16 protein-coding genes are annotated in these 17,084 nt (G+C 65.6%); 9 read left to right on the top strand and 7 right to left on the bottom strand.

Going from position 1 to position 17,084, the window contains the following annotated elements:
• The first annotated feature begins 54 nt into the window (after positions 1-54).
• From RIB52_RS07510 to RIB52_RS07475, 8 genes are all read left to right on the top strand, one after another.
• Entirely contained in the window at positions 55-348 is a 294-nt protein-coding gene (locus RIB52_RS07510; protein ID WP_350174516.1) for a GIY-YIG nuclease family protein, read from the top strand.
• Between the two features lie 116 nt (positions 349-464).
• Positions 465-1,355, top strand: a complete 891-nt coding sequence (sucD, locus tag RIB52_RS07505; RefSeq protein ID WP_350174514.1) for a succinate--CoA ligase subunit alpha — start codon at positions 465-467, stop codon at positions 1,353-1,355.
• Positions 1,356-1,412: 57 nt separating this feature from the next.
• Positions 1,413-1,700 carry a GIY-YIG nuclease family protein gene (locus RIB52_RS07500; protein WP_350174512.1) on the top strand — a complete coding sequence of 96 codons (288 nt, stop codon included), beginning with the start codon at positions 1,413-1,415 and terminating at the stop codon, positions 1,698-1,700.
• An 88-nt stretch (positions 1,701-1,788) separates the two neighbouring features.
• Positions 1,789-4,608: a 2-oxoglutarate dehydrogenase E1 component gene (locus RIB52_RS07495; RefSeq protein WP_350174510.1), complete on the top strand. Its 2,820-nt coding sequence runs from the start codon at positions 1,789-1,791 to the stop codon at positions 4,606-4,608.
• Positions 4,609-4,659: 51 nt separating this feature from the next.
• Positions 4,660-5,934 (top strand): 2-oxoglutarate dehydrogenase complex dihydrolipoyllysine-residue succinyltransferase, encoded by a 1,275-nt coding sequence (odhB, locus tag RIB52_RS07490; protein ID WP_350174508.1) that lies wholly within the window; start codon positions 4,660-4,662, stop codon positions 5,932-5,934.
• Positions 5,935-6,012: 78 nt separating this feature from the next.
• The gene (lpdA, locus tag RIB52_RS07485) at positions 6,013-7,425 is read left to right on the top strand and encodes a dihydrolipoyl dehydrogenase (protein WP_350174506.1); all 1,413 of its coding nucleotides are present in this window, start codon (positions 6,013-6,015) and stop codon (positions 7,423-7,425) included.
• 25 nt (positions 7,426-7,450) lie between these two features.
• Positions 7,451-8,833, top strand: coding sequence for an amidase family protein (locus RIB52_RS07480; RefSeq protein WP_350174504.1), 1,383 nt, complete (start codon positions 7,451-7,453; stop codon positions 8,831-8,833).
• A gap of 99 nt (positions 8,834-8,932) precedes the next feature.
• Positions 8,933-9,691, top strand: coding sequence for a trimeric intracellular cation channel family protein (locus RIB52_RS07475; protein ID WP_350174502.1), 759 nt, complete (start codon positions 8,933-8,935; stop codon positions 9,689-9,691).
• A 7-nt stretch (positions 9,692-9,698) separates the two neighbouring features.
• Here RIB52_RS07475 and RIB52_RS07470 read toward each other — a convergent pair whose 3' ends face one another.
• A complete protein-coding gene (locus RIB52_RS07470) occupies positions 9,699-10,727 on the bottom strand; it encodes a hypothetical protein (protein WP_350174500.1) in 1,029 nt (342 codons plus the stop codon).
• 226 nt (positions 10,728-10,953) lie between these two features.
• Between RIB52_RS07470 and RIB52_RS07465 the strand changes: the two genes are divergently transcribed.
• The gene (locus RIB52_RS07465; protein WP_350174498.1) at positions 10,954-11,811 is read left to right on the top strand and encodes a hypothetical protein; all 858 of its coding nucleotides are present in this window, start codon (positions 10,954-10,956) and stop codon (positions 11,809-11,811) included.
• A 106-nt stretch (positions 11,812-11,917) separates the two neighbouring features.
• On the opposite strand, the gene RIB52_RS07460 is transcribed toward RIB52_RS07465, so the two are convergent.
• From RIB52_RS07460 to rpsM, 6 genes are all read right to left on the bottom strand, one after another.
• Positions 11,918-12,463, bottom strand: a complete 546-nt coding sequence (locus tag RIB52_RS07460) for a hypothetical protein (RefSeq protein ID WP_350174496.1) — start codon at positions 12,461-12,463, stop codon at positions 11,918-11,920.
• A gap of 173 nt (positions 12,464-12,636) precedes the next feature.
• Positions 12,637-14,082, bottom strand: coding sequence for a serine hydrolase domain-containing protein (locus RIB52_RS07455; protein ID WP_350174494.1), 1,446 nt, complete (start codon positions 14,080-14,082; stop codon positions 12,637-12,639).
• An 88-nt stretch (positions 14,083-14,170) separates the two neighbouring features.
• A complete protein-coding gene (gene rplQ / locus RIB52_RS07450) occupies positions 14,171-14,593 on the bottom strand; it encodes a 50S ribosomal protein L17 (RefSeq protein ID WP_350174492.1) in 423 nt (140 codons plus the stop codon).
• Positions 14,594-14,713: 120 nt separating this feature from the next.
• A complete protein-coding gene (locus tag RIB52_RS07445) occupies positions 14,714-15,769 on the bottom strand; it encodes a DNA-directed RNA polymerase subunit alpha (RefSeq protein ID WP_350174490.1) in 1,056 nt (351 codons plus the stop codon).
• Between the two features lie 124 nt (positions 15,770-15,893).
• Entirely contained in the window at positions 15,894-16,283 is a 390-nt protein-coding gene (gene rpsK, locus RIB52_RS07440; RefSeq protein WP_034904984.1) for a 30S ribosomal protein S11, read from the bottom strand.
• 61 nt (positions 16,284-16,344) lie between these two features.
• Positions 16,345-16,713 carry a 30S ribosomal protein S13 gene (gene rpsM / locus RIB52_RS07435; RefSeq protein WP_350174486.1) on the bottom strand — a complete coding sequence of 123 codons (369 nt, stop codon included), beginning with the start codon at positions 16,711-16,713 and terminating at the stop codon, positions 16,345-16,347.
• Positions 16,714-17,084 lie beyond the last annotated feature (371 nt).

The following is a 17,084-nucleotide window of genomic DNA, read 5'->3' as shown; positions in this document are numbered from 1 at the left end:
GGTCCATCGGCGGACCCGGACATGGATTCCGGCCTTCGCCGGAATGACGGTTGAATGGAAAAAGGCGGATTCGTCTACATAATGGCGAGCCGCCGCAATGGCACGATTTACATCGGTGCGACCAGCGACCTGGCCAAGCGAGCATGGGAGCACCGGGAAGGACTGATCGAAGGATTCACGAAGAAGTATGGCTGCAAATTTCTCGTCTGGTTCGAACGTCACGACACTATTGAAGCGGCCATACGACGCGAGAAGCAAATGAAGGAATGGCAGCGGGCATGGAAGGTGCGCCGCATCGAAGAGATGAATCCCGACTGGAACGACTTTTTCGAGTTGGTTTGTGGCTGATGAAGACCCGTCACCCCGGCGCCAAGAGATTCGAAGGGCCGGGGTCCAGTTGCGATGGTCGGACTGGATACCGGCCTTCGCCGGCATGACGAACACTAGGCAAAAGGAACGAGCCAATGAGCATCCTCGTAAACAAAGACACCAAGGTCATCACGCAGGGGATGACCGGCAACACCGGCACCTTCCACACCGAGCAGGCGCTGGCTTACGGCACGCAGATGGTCGCAGGCGTTACCCCCGGCAAAGGCGGTACGGAGCATATCGGCCTGCCGCAGTTCGACACGGTGAAGGAGGCCAAGGCCGCGACCGGCGCGACCGCTTCGTGCATCTACGTCCCCCCGCCCTTCGCCGCCGACGCGATCTGCGAGGCGGTGGATGCCGGGATCGAGCTGATCGTGTGCATTACCGAAGGCATCCCGGTGCTCGACATGGTCCGGGCCAAGCGCGCGCTCGACGGGTCCAATTCGCGCCTCATCGGCCCGAACTGCCCCGGCGTGCTGACCCCAGACGAATGCAAGATCGGGATCATGCCCGGCTCCATCTTCAAGAAGGGGTCGGTCGGCGTCGTCAGCCGTTCAGGCACGCTCACCTATGAAGCCGTGCACCAGACCACGCAGGTCGGGCTCGGCCAGTCGACCGCGGTCGGCATCGGCGGGGACCCTGTCAACGGGACGAACTTCATCGACGTGCTCGACCTCTTCCTCGACGACCCGGAAACGGAAAGCATCATCATGATCGGCGAGATCGGCGGCTCGGCCGAAGAAGAAGCCGCCGCGTTCCTGAAGACGCAGGCGACACTCGGCCGCAAGAAGCCCACCGTCGGCTTCATCGCGGGCCGCACCGCGCCTCCGGGCCGACGCATGGGCCATGCGGGCGCGATCGTCTCGGGCGGCCAGGGCGGCGCGGAAGACAAGATTGCGGCGATGGAGGATGCGGGCATCCGCGTCTCGCCCTCTCCGTCCGAACTCGGCACGACGCTTGCCGCGATGCTCAAGGAGATGGTGTAAATTGAAGGCTGAGTCCCAGCGCAGGCTGGGACCTCATGCGGATAGGGACCACAAGAAATGAAAGAGGGCTTCGTCTACATCCTGACCAACAGGAAAGACGGGGTCCTCTACATCGGCGTTACCGACAATCTAGCGCGACGCATCGAACAACACCGAACGGGAGATGTCCCGGGGTTTGCGAAGAAATACAATTGCACGAGACTGGTCTGGTTCGAACGGCACGAGAATATCCACGATGCCCGGACTGCCGAGAGACGAATGAAGGCTTGGAAACGCGAATGGAAGATCGGGCGGATCGAGGAGAGCAATCCCGGATGGGACGACCTCTCGCGGACGCTGGTTTGACGTCTCGCATGATCGAGGGAGGTCCCAGCCTGCGCTGGGACTCGGCTCACTACTAAGGAGGTCCCAGCTTTCGCTGGGGCTCAAGGATATGAACGAGCAAAGCACCAACTTCATCCCCGAAATGACCGACCAGGAAGGCCCGCAGCCGGGTCCGTCCTGGGGCAATCGGCGATGGCTCGACACGGTGAGCGGGGCGGACGCGGACCTTTCCGCCGCGATGGACCCGACGCAGATGCGCGCCGCCGACATGAAAGGGGCGGTGGAGAAGGCCGCGGCGAAGGCCGGCAAGAGCATAGACCCGCAGGCCGTCCAGCGCGCGGCGAGCATGTCGATCGCGGCGATGACGCTGGTGCGGCTCTACCGCGTGCGCGGGCACATGGCGGCCGATCTCGATCCGCTCGGCCTGTCGAAGCAGCGCGAGGTGCCGGAGGACCTGACGCTCGAATTCCATGGCCTTGCCGGGCTGGAGGACGAGGAAGTCTACGCCGGCGGCGTGTTGGGCATGGAATGGACCACCGTGGGCAAGCTCCACCGGCGACTCAAGGAGGTCTATTGCGGCAAGGTCGGCCTCGAATACATGCACATCGCCGACACCGAGGAACGCCGTTTCCTGCAGGACAAGTTCGAAAGCCCGGGCGAAACGATCCAGTTCACCCCGGAGGGCAAGAAGGCGATCCTGTCCGCGGTGATGCGCGGCGAGGTCTACGAGGAATTCCTCGGCAAGAAATATGTCGGGACCAAGCGGTTCGGCCTCGACGGCGGGGAATCGATGATCCCCGCGCTCGAAGCGGTGATCAAGCATGGCGGCAGCGCGGGCGTGCGCGAGATCATCTACGGCATGGCTCATCGCGGGCGGCTGAACGTCCTCGCCAACGTGATGGCCAAGCCCTATCGCGTGATCTTCCACGAATTCTCCGGCGGCAGCGCCAACCCGGAGGATGTCGGCGGGTCGGGCGACGTGAAATACCACCTCGGCACCAGCACCGACCGCGAATTCGACGGGATCAGCGTGCATATGAGCCTCACGCCCAATCCCAGCCACCTCGAGGCGGTGAACCCCGTCGTTCTGGGCAAGGCGCGCGCGCAATCGGCGATCCGCGACGATCTCGATAGCAAGGACCAGGTCCTGCCCGTGCTCATCCACGGCGATGCGGCCTTTGCGGGTCAGGGCGTGGTGTGGGAAAGCCTCTCGCTCTCGGGCGTGCCTGGCTACGACACCGGCGGGTGCCTGCACTTCATCATCAACAACCAGATCGGCTTCACCACCAGCCCGAAATTCGCGCGCTCCTCGCCCTATCCCAGCGATGTCGCGAAAGGCGTCATGGCGCCGATCCTCCACGTCAACGGCGACGATCCCGAAGCGGTGACGTTCGCCTGCAAGCTCGCGGTCGAATACCGCCAGACCTTCCACCGCGACGTCGTCATCGACATGTGGTGCTATCGCCGCTTCGGACACAATGAAGGCGACGAGCCGAAATTCACCCAGCCGCTGATGTACGACGCGATCCGCTCGCACCCCAAGGTCTCCAAGATCTACGAGGAGCGGCTGATCGCAGAAGGCGTGATCGAACAGGGCCACCGCGAGGAAGTCGCGCGCGAATTCGTCGACCTGCTCGACGAGGAATTCGAGGCGGCCAAGACCTACAAGCCCAACGAGGCCGACTGGTTCGGCGGGCGCTGGGCCGGGCTCAACAAGCCGGCCGACCCCGAAACCGCCCGCCGCAATGTCGAAACCGCGATCGAGCGCAAGGCGTTCGACCACCTCGGCCGGGTGCTGACCGAGGTGCCCCAGGACCTGGAGATCCACAAGACGCTGGGCCGCGTGCTGGCTGCGAAAAAGGAGATGTTCGAGACCGGCGAAGGCTTCGACTGGGCCACGGCCGAAGCGCTCGCTTTCGGCAGCCTCGTGATGGAAGGCTACGGCGTGCGCCTGTCCGGGCAGGACAGCGGCCGCGGCACCTTCTCGCAGCGCCATGCCGTGTGGGTCGACCAGCGCGACGAGCGCAAATACATCCCGCTCACCACCCTGCCCCACGGCAAGTTCGAGGTCTACGATTCCACGCTGTCCGAATACGGCGTGCTCGGCTTCGAATACGGCTTCGCCATGGCCGATCCCAAATCGCTGGTCCTGTGGGAAGCGCAGTTCGGCGATTTCGCTAATGGCGCGCAGATCATGATCGACCAGTTCATCGCGAGCGGAGAGGCCAAGTGGCTGCGCGCCAACGGCCTCGTCATGCTGCTGCCCCACGGCTATGAGGGCCAGGGCCCGGAGCACTCCTCCGCGCGGCTCGAGCGGTTCCTGAACCTGTGCGCGAACGACAATATCCAGGTCTGCAACATCACCACTCCGGCGAATTATTTCCATGTCCTACGCCGCCAGATGCTGCGCCCGTTCCGCAAGCCGCTGGTCATCATGACGCCCAAATCGCTCCTGCGTCACCCGATGGCGAAAAGCAGCCGCGACGAATTCCTCGGAGACCGTCAGTTCCGCCGGATCAAGTCCGACACCACCGAAATTCCCGACGAGAAGGTCCGCCGCCTCGTCCTGTGTTCGGGCAAGGTCGCCTATGACCTGATCGAAAAGCGCGATGCCGAAGCTCTCGAGGACGTCTCGATCGTGCGGATCGAACAGCTTTTCCCCTTCCCGGGCGAACCGCTTGCCGTGCGGATGAAGCGGATGACGAACCTCGAGAACGTGATCTGGTGCCAGGAAGAGCCGAAGAACAACGGCGCGTGGTACTTCGTCCAGAACCGGGTCGAGGATTCGCTGACGATGGCCGGGTTCGAAGGCAAGCGTCCGATCTATGCCGGGCGCGAACCGGCGGCCTCGCCCGCAACGGGCCTCGCCAGCCGTCACAAGGAGCAGCAGGAACGGCTGGTGGCCGAGGCGCTGGGCCTTGCCGGCTAGGCTCGCCTCCGCACAATACAAGATAGCAACGAAGCTCAGGAAGCATCCGAAATGGCAACCGAAATCACAGTCCCCGCCCTCGGCGAATCGGTCACCGAAGGCACGATCGGCGAATGGCTCAAGCAGCCCGGCGACCCGGTGGCGGCCGACGAGCCGATCGCCAGCCTCGAAACCGACAAGGTCGCGGTCGACGTGCCCTCCCCGGTCGCGGGCGTGATGAGCGAGCACAAGGTCGCGGTCGGCGACACGGTCGAAGTCGGCGCGGTGATCGCTCTCATCGAGGAAGGGGCGGAAGCCTCGCCCCAGGATTCTTCGGCGTCCTCGCCCGCCCCTGCCCCCGCCGAAAGCGAGGCGCGAGACGACAGCGAAGACGAAACGGGCGGCGAAGGTCCGTCCGAGGAATTGATCGCCGCGGCCGCGACGCTTTCCCCCGCCGTGCGGCGCGCAGTGCTCGAACACGGGGTGGACCCGTCCACGATCAAGGGGACCGGCAAGGATGGTCGCCTGACCAAGGAAGACGTGATCGCCGCGGCCGAAGCAAGGAAGAGCGGGAAGCCCGCGCCTGCTTCAGCGCCGTCCCCTGCGCCTGCGCCCGCGCCGGCCCCCGCGCCGGTCTCTACCGGCGAACGCCGCGAGGAGCGGGTCAAGATGACCCGGATGCGCCAGACCATCGCCAAGCGGCTGAAGGGCGCGCAGGACAATGCCGCGCTGCTCACCACCTTCAACGATGTCGACATGAGCGCGGTGATCGAGGCGCGCAGCAAATACAAGGACCTGTTCGCCAAGAAGCACGACATCCGCCTCGGCTTCATGGGCTTCTTCGCCAAGGCCGCCTGCCTTGCGCTGAAGGACGTGCCCGCGGCCAACGCCTATATCGAGGGCGACGAGATCGTCTATCACGATTATGTCGACATCTCTGTCGCCGTGAGCGCGCCCAACGGCCTTGTCGTCCCCGTCATCCGTGATGCCGACAAGAAGGGTTTCGCCCGGATCGAAAAGGACATCGCCGATTTCGGCGAGCGCGCCAAGGAAGGCACGCTGACGATGGAGGACATGAGCGGAGGCACCTTCACGATCTCGAATGGCGGCGTTTTCGGCTCGCTCATGAGCACCCCGATCATAAACCCGCCGCAGAGCGCGGTGCTCGGCCTGCACCGGATCGAGGACCGCCCGGTCGCGGTGGGTGGCGAAGTCGTCATCCGCCCGATGATGTATATCGCCCTGTCCTACGACCACCGCCTGATCGACGGGCGCGAGGCGGTGACGGCACTCAAGATCATCAAGGAGGCGATCGAGGATCCCACCCGGATGCTGATCGACCTGTAATCCGCGCCATCGCCGCGTAACGATTGAACGAAACAATTCCGATCCCACCTCGCTCTTGAGGGATCATGGAGCTGATAAATGGCTGAATACGACTACGACGTCCTCATCATCGGCGCGGGCCCCGGCGGCTATGTCGCCGCGATTCGCGCGGCGCAGCTGGGGCTGAAGACCGCCTGCGTCGAAAGCCGCGAGACGCTCGGCGGGACCTGCCTCAATGTCGGCTGCATCCCGTCCAAGGCGCTGCTGCACGGATCGGAACTGTTCGACGAGGCCGAAGGCGGTCATTTCGCGACCTGGGGCATCACCGCCAAGCCCAAGCTCGACCTTGCGCGCATGATGCAGGAAAAGTCCAAGGCGGTGGATGAACTGACCGGCGGAATCGAATTCCTGTTCAAGAAGAACAAGGTCACCTGGCTGAAAGGTCACGCCGCTTTCAAGGACGCGCACACGGTCAAGGTCGGCGACGAAAGCGTGACGGCCAAGGACATCGTGATCGCCACGGGCTCCAGCGTAACCCCGCTGCCCGGCGTCGAAGTCGACAATGAGGGCAAGCGCATCGTGGACAGCACGGGCGCGCTCGACCTACCCGAAGTGCCCGAACACCTCGTCGTCATCGGCGGCGGCGTGATCGGGCTGGAGCTCGGCAGCGTGTGGCGCAGGCTGGGGGCGAAGGTCACGGTGATCGAATTCCTCGACCAGCTCCTGCCCGGCATGGACGGCGACGTGCGCAAGGAAGCGGGCAAGATCTTCAAGAAGCAGGGCATGGAAATGATGCTCGGCCACAAGGTCACCGGCGCCAGCGTCAAGGGCAAGACAGTCACCCTTTCGGTCGAGAAATCGGCCGGCGGCGATGAACAGACCATCGAGGCGAGCCATGTCCTCGTTTCCATCGGGCGGCGGCCCAACACCGACGGGCTGATGCTGGAGAAGGCAGGCCTGCAAACGAACAATAAGGGCCAGATCGAGATCGGGCACGATTTTCGCACCAAGGTCGAGAACATCTGGGCAATCGGCGATGTCGCGCCCGGCCCGATGCTCGCGCACAAGGCCGAGGACGAGGGCATCGCCGTGGCCGAATTCATCGCCGGGCAGACGGGCATCGTGAACCACGACGTCATTCCCAATGTCGTCTACACCGCGCCCGAGATCGCAGGGGTCGGCCTGACGCAGGAACAGGCGATCGAGGCCGCGGGGGGCGACAAGAAAGCCGTCAAGGTCGGCAAGTTCCCGATGATGGCGAACAGCCGGGCCAAGGCGAACCGCGACACGGACGGCTTCGTCAAGGTCATCGCCGATGCCGAAACCGACCGGGTGCTGGGCGTCTGGATGATCAACACGCTGGCGGGCACGATGATCGCGCAGGCAGCCCAGGCGATGGAATTCGGCGCGACGAGCGAAGACATCGCCTATACCTGCCATGCCCACCCGACCCATGCCGAAGCCTTCAAGGAAGCGGCGATGGCGGTAACCGGCAAGCCGATCCATATGTGACGCGGCGCAGGGTCGAGGGGGAGACATGGCCTATCCGCAACTGACGGCGAAGCCGGGCGCGCTCGCGACCGCGCAGGCTATCCGCGAAGGCAAGCACTCGGTCGCGGAGGCGGTCGATGCCGCGATCGTGCGGATCGAACATCTCGATGCGCAGGTCAACGCGCTCGCCGTGCCCGATTTCGAGCGCGCCTGTGAGACCGCGAAGGCGATGGACCGCGCGGGACCGCCAAAAGACGGGGGCGATGACCAGCCGCTGTTCGGCGTGCCGATGACGGTCAAGGAGAGCTTCGATGTGGCAGGGCTGCAAAGCTGTTGGGGTCACCAGCGCCTGACCGATTACGTGCCGACGCGCGATGCCGAACTGGTCCGCAAGCTTAAGTCGGCGGGCGCCGTCATCCTCGGCAAGACCAATGTGCCGGTCGATCTGACCGACTGGCAGAGCGTCAATCCGGTCTATGGCCGCACCAACAATCCGCACGACCATGCGCGCTCGCCTGGCGGTTCCTCCGGCGGCGGCGCAGCGGCTGTGGCGAGCGGGATGGTGGCGTGCGAATACGGCACGGATATCGGCGGCTCGGTCCGCGTGCCGGCGCATTTCTGCGGCATCTGGGGGCACAAGACGACCCACGGCCTGATCTCGAAACGCGGCCACGACCACCCGATGATGGCCCGCCGCGAAGGCTTTATCGCCGCGCATGAAAGCGAGCTGTCGATCGCCGGGCCGCTCGCACGGAACCCGCAAGACCTTGCCGTACTGACCGAGATCGGCGCGCGCTTCCCGCTGCGCGCGCGGGGCAAGCCACTCGGCCAGTGCCGCCTGCTCGCGCTTACCGACCTCGCCGCCTGCCCACTCGATGCGAGCGTCGCCGAGCCGACCGAAGCCGCACTCGAGGCGCTCGGACAAGCGGGCATTGCCATCGAGCGGGCTCCTTCCGGCACGGGCGACCTCCTGCCCGATCTCGCGCAGCAGCACCGCGATTACCTGCGCATGATGAACACGATCATGGCCCGCGGCGCGCCCTCACCAAGCGGCAAGCGTGCCAGCGCGACCGACTGGTTCGACCTGCTCGACGCGCAGGCGGCCAACCAGGTGCTGTGGGAGCGTCTTTTCGAGACTTACGATTTCGTCCTCGCCCCGCCCGCCCCGGTGCTCGCGCTCGAACATCGCGAGGAAAGCGTGTTCAAGGGCGCGCTCGACGTCAACGGTGAGGACGTGCCCGGCGGCGCGGGGCTGGTCTTCTCCGGTCTCGCCACTTTCCCGGGCCTGCCCTCCACCGTCCTGCCGATCGGTTCGGGGACCTATCGGGGCGCGCCGCTGCCCTGCGGGATGCAGGTCATGGGCCCGGCCTTCGCCGATCTCGACTGCATAAGGATCGCGGGCGAAATCGGGGCGATCCTCCACAGCTGACCCTTTGCTGCGGCGGGTTGCGCGCAGGCCGGGAACGCATTTTCGAGCGATGCGTGATAATGGCGACGGACCCGCGCGCATCCCGATCGAAAGCCCAGCATGAACGAGACCATCCTCACCCCCATTCTCGACATTCTCGACATTCTCGGCATTGCCGTGTTCGCACTGTCGGGCGCGCTGATCGCCGCGCGCGAGCGTCAGAGTTTCGTCACCATGGGGTTCTTCGCGCTCGTCACCGGAGTCGGCGGGGGCACGGTGCGCGACCTGTTGATCGGCGCGCCGGTGTTCTGGATGTTCGATCCGTGGGTCGCACCGGTCTGTCTCGGCATGGCGGTCATCGCGTGGAATTTTCCGGGCCGAATCTGGGACGGACGGCTGTTCTTCTATGCGGACGGCGCGGGGCTCGCCGCTTTCGCGGTCCTCGGCACGGCCAAGGCGCTCGCCTATGGCATCCCGCCGGTCCCGGCCCTGCTGATGGGAGTTTTCACCGGAGTCGCGGGCGGGATCATCCGCGATGTCGTGGCCGGGCGGCCCACGGTCATCATGCAGCCGCAGATCTATCTCACCGCTGCCCTGCTCGCCTCGACCATCACGGCAGCGGGATCGTTCCTCGCCGAGCTCTTCCGCTTCACCGAGACGATTGCCTGGGCCGTGGCCTTCGCCGTCGGCTTCGTCGTCCGCCTCGGCGCGATCCAGTTCCGCTGGCGCTGGCCGACCTATGGCAAGCTCCGCCGCAGGGCCGCCGCGGAAACCGCCGCCCAGATGGACGCGCTGGTCGAGCCGGAAGCGGCGGAAAGCCCCGTCATGCAGGATAGCGGCGAGGCCGCCTTCGAGGAGCGCGATCCGCACGCCTCGTGAGGCGCGCCTAGCGGTTCAGGTCGCCGTCGATGGGCCGCGCCTCGGGAATATCCTCGCCCGGGATCGGGCCGCCGGGATAGGCCGGCTGCCGCTCCGCGCGGAGCGGGACCAACGGTTCGGCCGGGCGATCTTCGGCATAGCGCACGGATGCCTGCCGCCCGGCAAAGGCGTTTTCGACATCGCGCGGGCTGGTGACAAGCGCGACGCGCATCTCCTCGTCCGGCTGCGGGCCGAACCCTTCGCGCCGTTCGACCGTCGCGCGCGCTCTCAGGTACCGCGCGTCGCTCCACTGCTCGGGGCTTTCGCCCATCGGCGGGATAGAGGTCTCGCCCCCCGCCGGATCGGCGGCGGCGCGGCCGGTGAAGCCGCCATAATCGATTCCCTCGATCCGCCCGTCGCTGCCGATCGAGCAAAGGAAGGAAGACCCGTTGAACAGCGAACCGGTGACGCTCCATCCGCGCGCGGTGCGGCGGACATTGTCGACTTCCTCGACCCGCACGTCGCGCTCGATCTGCGTCAGGCACATGTCGACTGCCCGGTCCAGGCCCGAGGCGCCGGAGCGACGGGCCGGCGCGCGGCTCTCCTCATAGCGGCGCTCGTCACGGCGGCGCGTGTCGTAGCGCCGATCATCATAGCGCCGCTCGTCATAGCGATCATCGTAGCGCACCCGGTCGCGTTCGACGACGACGACATCGCGCTCGCGGCGGTTGTTGTTGCTCGCCGCGCTGGCGATGGCGGCGATCCCGCCCAGCACCAGGACGCCTGCGAGCACGTCGCCCGCATCGACCCCGCGACGACCTCTCCAGCCGCGCCCGCGCCAGCCGCGACAGCCCCAGCGTCGCCAGCAGCGCCGCCAGTCGGCCGTGTCGGCCTGTGCGTCGTAACGGCTCGAGGAGAAATCGGCCATGAAGGCGCTGCCCGTGGCAGCGGGCCGGACGAGATTGGCCGGAAGCTTGGCGGAATGGGCCGGGACGGCCAGCATCGAAAGCGCGGCAGCGAGGCCTGAGGCAGCGGCCGTGCGGGACTTGAACGCCATGAAAGGGTCCTCCTTCACGAAAGGGGTCCATCGAAACGGCGAGCGGCCACCAAGCGCTCCGGGGTTTACGGTCCGCAGATTAACGCTGCCCGGCTTAGCGGGGCGTGAACAACCAGCGGAACATTGCGATCAAAGCATGGACCGCACCAGGCTGCAAGGTCGCGTTCTTACAAAGTCCCGGCGGCAGCGCATGCTATGCCCGGCGTGCATGACGAGGCAGCTACATATGAAAAACCCGCTTCCCGCCGCCGCGGCCCTTGTTGCGCTCGCTCTCCTGAGCGGCCCGTCGCTCGCGGCGCAGGAAGGGCCGCCCATCGAAGAAGCCGCCCGGCAGTTCGGTTGCGAGAGCGTCGAATACGGCCCCGGGACCGCGCCCGGAATGCCGGCCTGGAGCGAGGACGCCGCCTTTCACGGCAAGGTGCTCGAGGCCGATGGCGCCACCTCCGAGATCTTCTGTCGGGTCGATGCGCATCCCGATCGCACACGCGCCAAGCTGAGGGTCGGCGAACGCAGCGAGCGCGCCGGGCAGGCCGTCACCGTCTGGCATGGACGCATGGGCGGCCGGAAAATGACTCTCGAAGTCGCCGACGATGCAACCGCCGCGCCCCGGACAATGGCCGAATGCTATTCCAAGCGAGTATTCGGCCGGAGGCCAGACGCCATTCGCTGCGACATATGGATCGACCGGCGCAAGGCTTTCGCCGTGCGCGCGACGCTGGGTTCGCAAGGGTCGTTCCTGTCGGTCCTGCGTTTCGTCGGCGATGCCGGCTTCCCGCTTCGCGTCGATCCTGCACGCCCCGCCGTGCTCGCTTCACCGATCGGCACTCTCACGCTGGAGGGCAAGGGCGCGCGTTTCGGCAAAGGCTTCGCCTTCGAAAGCGCCGTGCGCGAGACGACCGCGCTCCTGCCCCGCTGGCTCGAGGGAAAGGGGCAGCCGGTGACGCTGACCTTCGGCCTTGCAGGCGGCGAGGCCTCGCCGGAAGGGACCGAGGCGGGCGAGCGCACGATGCCGATCGATTTCACGACGATCGCGCCGAGCTATGTGACAGCCTATGCGATGGCCCGGAGGATAGCGGGGCGCTGACCTGCGGCGCGGGGCAAGGGCCACGTCTCTCGGACGTGAAAACGCCCCCGACGCGGTCTGGCCGGGGGCGTTTGGTGGTCATCCGGTCTTCGGACGAGGCCGCGCCTCAGCGCAGGCCCCTCACCCCGTCGAAATCGATCCGCGGGCGGCCGCGCCCGTCGAAACGGCAGGTGAACCGGCCCCGGTCGAAATTGCGCCGGAAGCGGACATTGTCCTCGACCACGATGCGGCCGCGCACCCGGAAACCGTAGCGCTTGCGGTCGACATCGCGGATCTCGGTCACGTCGGCGAAGCGCCAGCCGCCGAAACGGCGGGCCTGGTTCTGGGCGGCGCGCACGCAGCGATTGATCGCGAAGCGCGGATCGCCGAAGCGCCCGCCGCGCCGATCGCCGCGCCAGCCGCGCCGGTCACCGCGCCAGTTGCGGTCGCGCCAGCGCCTGTCGCGCCAGTCGTCGTCGCCGTCGAAAGCGCCCGCAAGCGCGGCGATCCCACCGATGACGAGCGCGCCCGCGATGATCTCGCCCGCGCCGATCCCGCCGTCGCGATCGCGTCGGTCGTCGGCCATGGCAGGGGTAGCGGCGGTGAAGGCCAGGGCTCCGGCGGCCAGCGCGCCGAATGCCGATCGGGCGAGTTTGGAAGGGTGGCTCGTCATGGTCTCATCCTCGCATTGGACCGGGGCAGGATAGCTCCGGCTTGCGAGCCCAACATGTAGGAAAGGGGGTGAGACGAGCCTGAATCCGGCGTGCAGCGCCCGTTCAGCTAAAAACCACCCAAGCTGAACAGCTTTGCCGTTATTCGATACCCCGGTGAATGAACAAGATCAACTTAGGCGCCCTCCAGAGCCTCCAGCACGTCGCGGGTGAAAGCGGCGATATCGAAGCGGGTTCCTACGCGATCCTCGCCCCGGCGCACGATCACGACATTGCGGCTGGGCACGACGACGACATATTGTCCGCGATTGCCGCGCGCGGCGAAAGCATCGTCGGGGATGCCTTCAAAGGCGTTTCCTTCGGGTCGGCGAAAGGTCCACCAGCCCGCGCCATAGCCCCAGTCGGTGCCTACGGGCTGCGGGCCGGACGGGTCGGAGACATAATCGCGCCACCCCTCGGGGAGAAGGCGCTTGCCGTTCCAGACCCCGTCCGAGAGATAGAGCTGGCCGAGCGTGGCGAGATCCTCCGCCGTCGACCAGACTTGTGAGGAAAGGACGTAATTGCCGCGAATGTCGGTCTCCGCAACGGTGTGTTCCATCCCGAGTTGCTCGAATAATTCGTGCGGCGGGTAATAGGTCAGCCAGCGATCGATCGCTTTCACCGCCATGAGCGTGTCGTTATTGGCGTAGCGATAGACCGTGCCGGGCCGATGGATCACCGGCCAGTTGGCAGCGCGCTCGTCAACCGTGGTGCCGCCCCAGTAAAGCGGATCGGTGCGATTGCCCGGCGTATCGGAATAGCGCCCGGTGGCCATGCGCAGGGCGTGATCGATGGTGATAGCATTGCGCGGATCGCCCTCTGCGCCGGCGCGCCAGTAATTGAGGCCAACCGGATCGCTCACGTCGTGTTCCCCCGAGAGTACGGCCGCACCGACAAAGGTTGCAGCGATACTCTTGGCGACCGACCAGGTGCGCTGGGGCGTCGCCGCGTCGAAGCCGGGCGCATATCGCGCTCTCTGGCCCAGCCTGGTCCCGTCATCACCCACCCGGCGAACGAGCACGGCGGTTGTCCGGCCCTCGCCATAGGTCCCGCCGAATGCCTGGCCGAGAACCTCGCCAAGCGCGCTATCGCTCGCGCCGCCGCTCGGCGCGGCCTCGTCGAGCGCGATGGTGTGCCCTTCCGCCTCCGGCTCACCGGCGCTTTCCTGCAATGGCAGTTCGGGATTGCTGATATCCTCGGGCGCGCCGATCGGGAGAACGGAACAGCCGGTCTGCGCACCGTAATAGGCAGCGATCCGGTCGGGCATGTCCTCGGCCCAGCCGACCTCGACATGGGCAACCTGTCCGGTCGGGCGGCGCACGATCTCATAGGGCAGGTCGCGGATGATCGGATCGAGCGCGGGATAGATCCCCGACAGCTCCCATTCGTGGACACTATCGGGGGTGCGCGTCGTCCCGTTACGCTCGGCCACCGCAATGGCGCTGCACAGCATCAGCGCCTTGTATCCCGCGGCAAGCGCGCGCTCGTAGCGGGAATCGAGCCGGTCCTGCGGGCTCTGCGCCGTGGCGGAAATCGGGGCAAGGAGAGCTGCGGCGGCGGCAGCCGGAAGGAGCATTTTCATGGTCGGCGAGACTAGGGTGAAAGCGCCAAAAGAAAAGGGCCGGCGGATCGCTCCGTCGGCCCCTGTCCAACCTTTGTCGAGAGATGGCCTACGCCTCAGCGTATTCGTCCATTTCGCTCATATCGGGGCCGCTGTCCTGCCCCTTGGCCTCTTCGTCGCGGTCGACGAATTCGATCACCGCAAGCTCGGCGCTGTCGCTGGCGCGATAGCCGGCCTTGATGATGCGGGTATAGCCGCCATCGCGGTCCGCATAACGCTCGGCCAGAACGTCGAACAGCTTCTTGAGCTGGGTCTCGTCCTGCAGTCGGCCCATGGCTATACGACGGTTCGACAGGCCGCCACGCTTGGCGAGCGTGACCAGCTTTTCGACATAGGGACGAAGTTCCTTTGCCTTGGGCAGGGTCGTGACGATCTGTTCGTGCTTGATAAGGGCCGCGGCCATATTGCGGAACAGGGCCTTGCGGTGGCCGGTCTTGCGACCTAGCTTGCGCTGCGAAATACCGTGACGCATTTTTCGTTTCCTTCGTTCGTAGGGAGCCCGTGTCAGGTAGCTCCATCCCGGTGACCGTTGCGGGCCGTCACCATCGCCCCTGAAGCGGCTCCGGGCGGTTACCCGGAGCACGCCAATTCATCAGCCGAGCAGTTCCTGCTCGAGCTTCTTGGCCATTTCCTCGATGTTCTCCGGCGGCCAGCCGGGAATGTCCATGCCGAGGCGCAGGCCCATCGAGGAAAGCACTTCCTTGATCTCGTTGAGCGACTTGCGGCCGAAATTCGGCGTGCGCAGCATCTCGGCCTCGGTCTTCTGGACGAGGTCGCCGATATAGATGATGTTGTCGTTCTTGAGGCAGTTGGCGCTGCGCACAGACAATTCGAGCTCGTCCACCTTCTTGAGTAGGTAGCGGTTGAGCTGGTTCGCGTCGTCCTCCTGCGGCTGCGCGGCATGGCCGATCATCGCCGACTGCGGCTGTGGGATGCCGTCCTCGAAGTGCACGAACAAGGTCAGCTGGTCCTGCAGGATCCGCGCGGCATAGGCCACGGCGTCTTCCGGCGTGACCGTGCCGTCGGTTTCGACCGAGAGCGAGAGCTTGTCATAGTCGAGTTCCTGCCCGACGCGGGCGTTCTCGACCTTGTAGCTGACCTGACGCACCGGCGAATAGAGCGAGTCGACCGGGATAAGCCCGATCGGCGCATCCGCCGGACGGTTCTGCACGGCCGGGGCATAGCCTTTGCCCACATCCGCGGTCAGTTCCATGTTGAGCGTCGCACCTTCATCGAGGTGGCAAAGGACGAGATCCTTGTTCATCACCTCGATATCTCCGGTCACGGCAATGTCACCGGCCTTGACGGTGGCTGGACCGGTCATCGAAAGCTGGAGACGCTTGGGCCCCTCCCCTTCCATGCGGAGCGCGATCTGCTTCACATTCAGGACGATGTCGGTCACGTCCTCGCGCACGCCGGCAAGCGAGGAGAATTCGTGGAGCACGTTCTCGATCTTGATCGAGGTGATCGCCGCACCCTGCAGGCTGGAGAGCAGCACGCGCCGAAGGGCATTGCCGAGAGTGAGACCGAAGCCGCGCTCGAGCGGTTCGGCGACGAAGGTGGTCTTGCGCTGCTTGTCGCCGCCTTCCTTGATTTCGAGAGCGTTGGGTTTCTTGAGTTCCTGCCAGTTCTTCGTGTTGACGGACATGGATTTCCCCTAATTCGCCTTTCAGCGGTTCAAATACGGGACGGGCCGAGGCGCGGTGAGCGGATGCGGCGGACACCCCGTGCGGTGTCCCGGCGGCCGCGGCAGGCCGCCGGACGGGATGCGGTCAGACGCGGCGACGCTTGGACGGGCGAACGCCGTTGTGCGGGATAGGCGTCACGTCGCGGATGGACGTGATGTTGAAGCCCACCGCGGCAAGACCGCGCAGCGCGCTTTCGCGGCCCGAGCCAGGGCCCTTGACCTCGACTTCGAGCGTGCGCACGCCGTGTTCGGCGGCCTTCTTGCCGGCATCGTCGGCGGCGACCTGGGCAGCATAGGGCGTCGACTTGCGGCTGCCCTTGAAGCCCATCATGCCGGCGCTGGACCAGCTGATCGCATTGCCCTGCGCATCGGTGATAGTGATCATGGTGTTGTTGAAACTGGCATTGATATGCGCAACGCCCGAAGAGATGTTCTTCTTGTCGCGGCGCCTCACTCGGCCGGGTTCGCGTGCCATTATGCGTATTCCTCTTGAATTCGGATGAAGGGAAAAGCGTGCTGCGGATGACCGCTCGCGCTTACTTCTTCTTCCCGGCGATGGGCTTCGCCTTGCCCTTGCGGGTGCGGGCGTTCGTATGGGTGCGCTGGCCGCGAACGGGCAGCTGGTTGCGGTGACGCAGGCCGCGATAGGATCGCAGGTCCATCAGCCGCTTGATGTTCATCGCGGTCTGGCGACGAAGATCACCCTCGACGGTGTATTCCGAATCGATCGTCTCGCGAATGCGCAACACTTCCTCATCGGTAAGGTCCTGCACGCGCGCGCTGAGCGGAATGCCCAGCTTTTCGGCGATTTCGACGGCCTTGCTGCGGCCGATTCCATGAATATAGGTGAGCGCGATGATCACGCGCTTGTTGGTGGGGATATTGACCCCGGCAATACGAGCCACTTAATTCTCCATGCTCCACAGGGGTTTGCGACACGGCGTGCCGGAGCCCCTATCTCATCGCTTAACCACCGAAACGCGCGCCCCCGTCGATGCGAGCCGTTCGTCCAGGCTAGGACACTCGGTCTTGAAACGGCAAAAAGCCCGGCCGGTGCGCGCGCGGGGCGACGACCATCCGGACGGGGCTCGAGCGTGTCGAATGAACGGCGCGCATAGGGTGATTCGCGCGGGCCGTCAACCGCTGCGCGCGCAAAACATGCGCTAACCCGCCCAGGAGCCGCGCGCCATATTATCATTTATATACTACAACGCTTCGCCCGTTCCGTCAAAGCCGGGCCGGCCAAGCTGCGCCGGCCAAGCTGCGCCGGATCGCG

This window comes from Erythrobacter sp. (assembly GCF_040217515.1).
Taxonomy (GTDB): domain Bacteria; phylum Pseudomonadota; class Alphaproteobacteria; order Sphingomonadales; family Sphingomonadaceae; genus Erythrobacter.
The sequence above is the reverse complement of the archived record's forward strand: the minus strand, read 5'-3'. Positions and strand labels throughout refer to the sequence as shown.

Coding starts and splice junctions, on each gene's coding strand:
- RIB52_RS07510 (WP_350174516.1), top strand. CDS start 55: ATGGAAAAAGGCGGATTCGTCTACATAATGGCGAGCCGCCGCAATGGC.
- sucD (WP_350174514.1), top strand. CDS start 465: ATGAGCATCCTCGTAAACAAAGACACCAAGGTCATCACGCAGGGGATG.
- RIB52_RS07500 (WP_350174512.1), top strand. CDS start 1,413: ATGAAAGAGGGCTTCGTCTACATCCTGACCAACAGGAAAGACGGGGTC.
- RIB52_RS07495 (WP_350174510.1), top strand. CDS start 1,789: ATGAACGAGCAAAGCACCAACTTCATCCCCGAAATGACCGACCAGGAA.
- odhB (WP_350174508.1), top strand. CDS start 4,660: ATGGCAACCGAAATCACAGTCCCCGCCCTCGGCGAATCGGTCACCGAA.
- lpdA (WP_350174506.1), top strand. CDS start 6,013: ATGGCTGAATACGACTACGACGTCCTCATCATCGGCGCGGGCCCCGGC.
- RIB52_RS07480 (WP_350174504.1), top strand. CDS start 7,451: ATGGCCTATCCGCAACTGACGGCGAAGCCGGGCGCGCTCGCGACCGCG.
- RIB52_RS07475 (WP_350174502.1), top strand. CDS start 8,933: ATGAACGAGACCATCCTCACCCCCATTCTCGACATTCTCGACATTCTC.
- RIB52_RS07470 (WP_350174500.1), bottom strand. CDS start 10,727: ATGGCGTTCAAGTCCCGCACGGCCGCTGCCTCAGGCCTCGCTGCCGCG.
- RIB52_RS07465 (WP_350174498.1), top strand. CDS start 10,954: ATGAAAAACCCGCTTCCCGCCGCCGCGGCCCTTGTTGCGCTCGCTCTC.
- RIB52_RS07460 (WP_350174496.1), bottom strand. CDS start 12,463: ATGACGAGCCACCCTTCCAAACTCGCCCGATCGGCATTCGGCGCGCTG.
- RIB52_RS07455 (WP_350174494.1), bottom strand. CDS start 14,082: ATGAAAATGCTCCTTCCGGCTGCCGCCGCCGCAGCTCTCCTTGCCCCG.
- rplQ (WP_350174492.1), bottom strand. CDS start 14,593: ATGCGTCACGGTATTTCGCAGCGCAAGCTAGGTCGCAAGACCGGCCAC.
- RIB52_RS07445 (WP_350174490.1), bottom strand. CDS start 15,769: ATGTCCGTCAACACGAAGAACTGGCAGGAACTCAAGAAACCCAACGCT.
- rpsK (WP_034904984.1), bottom strand. CDS start 16,283: ATGGCACGCGAACCCGGCCGAGTGAGGCGCCGCGACAAGAAGAACATC.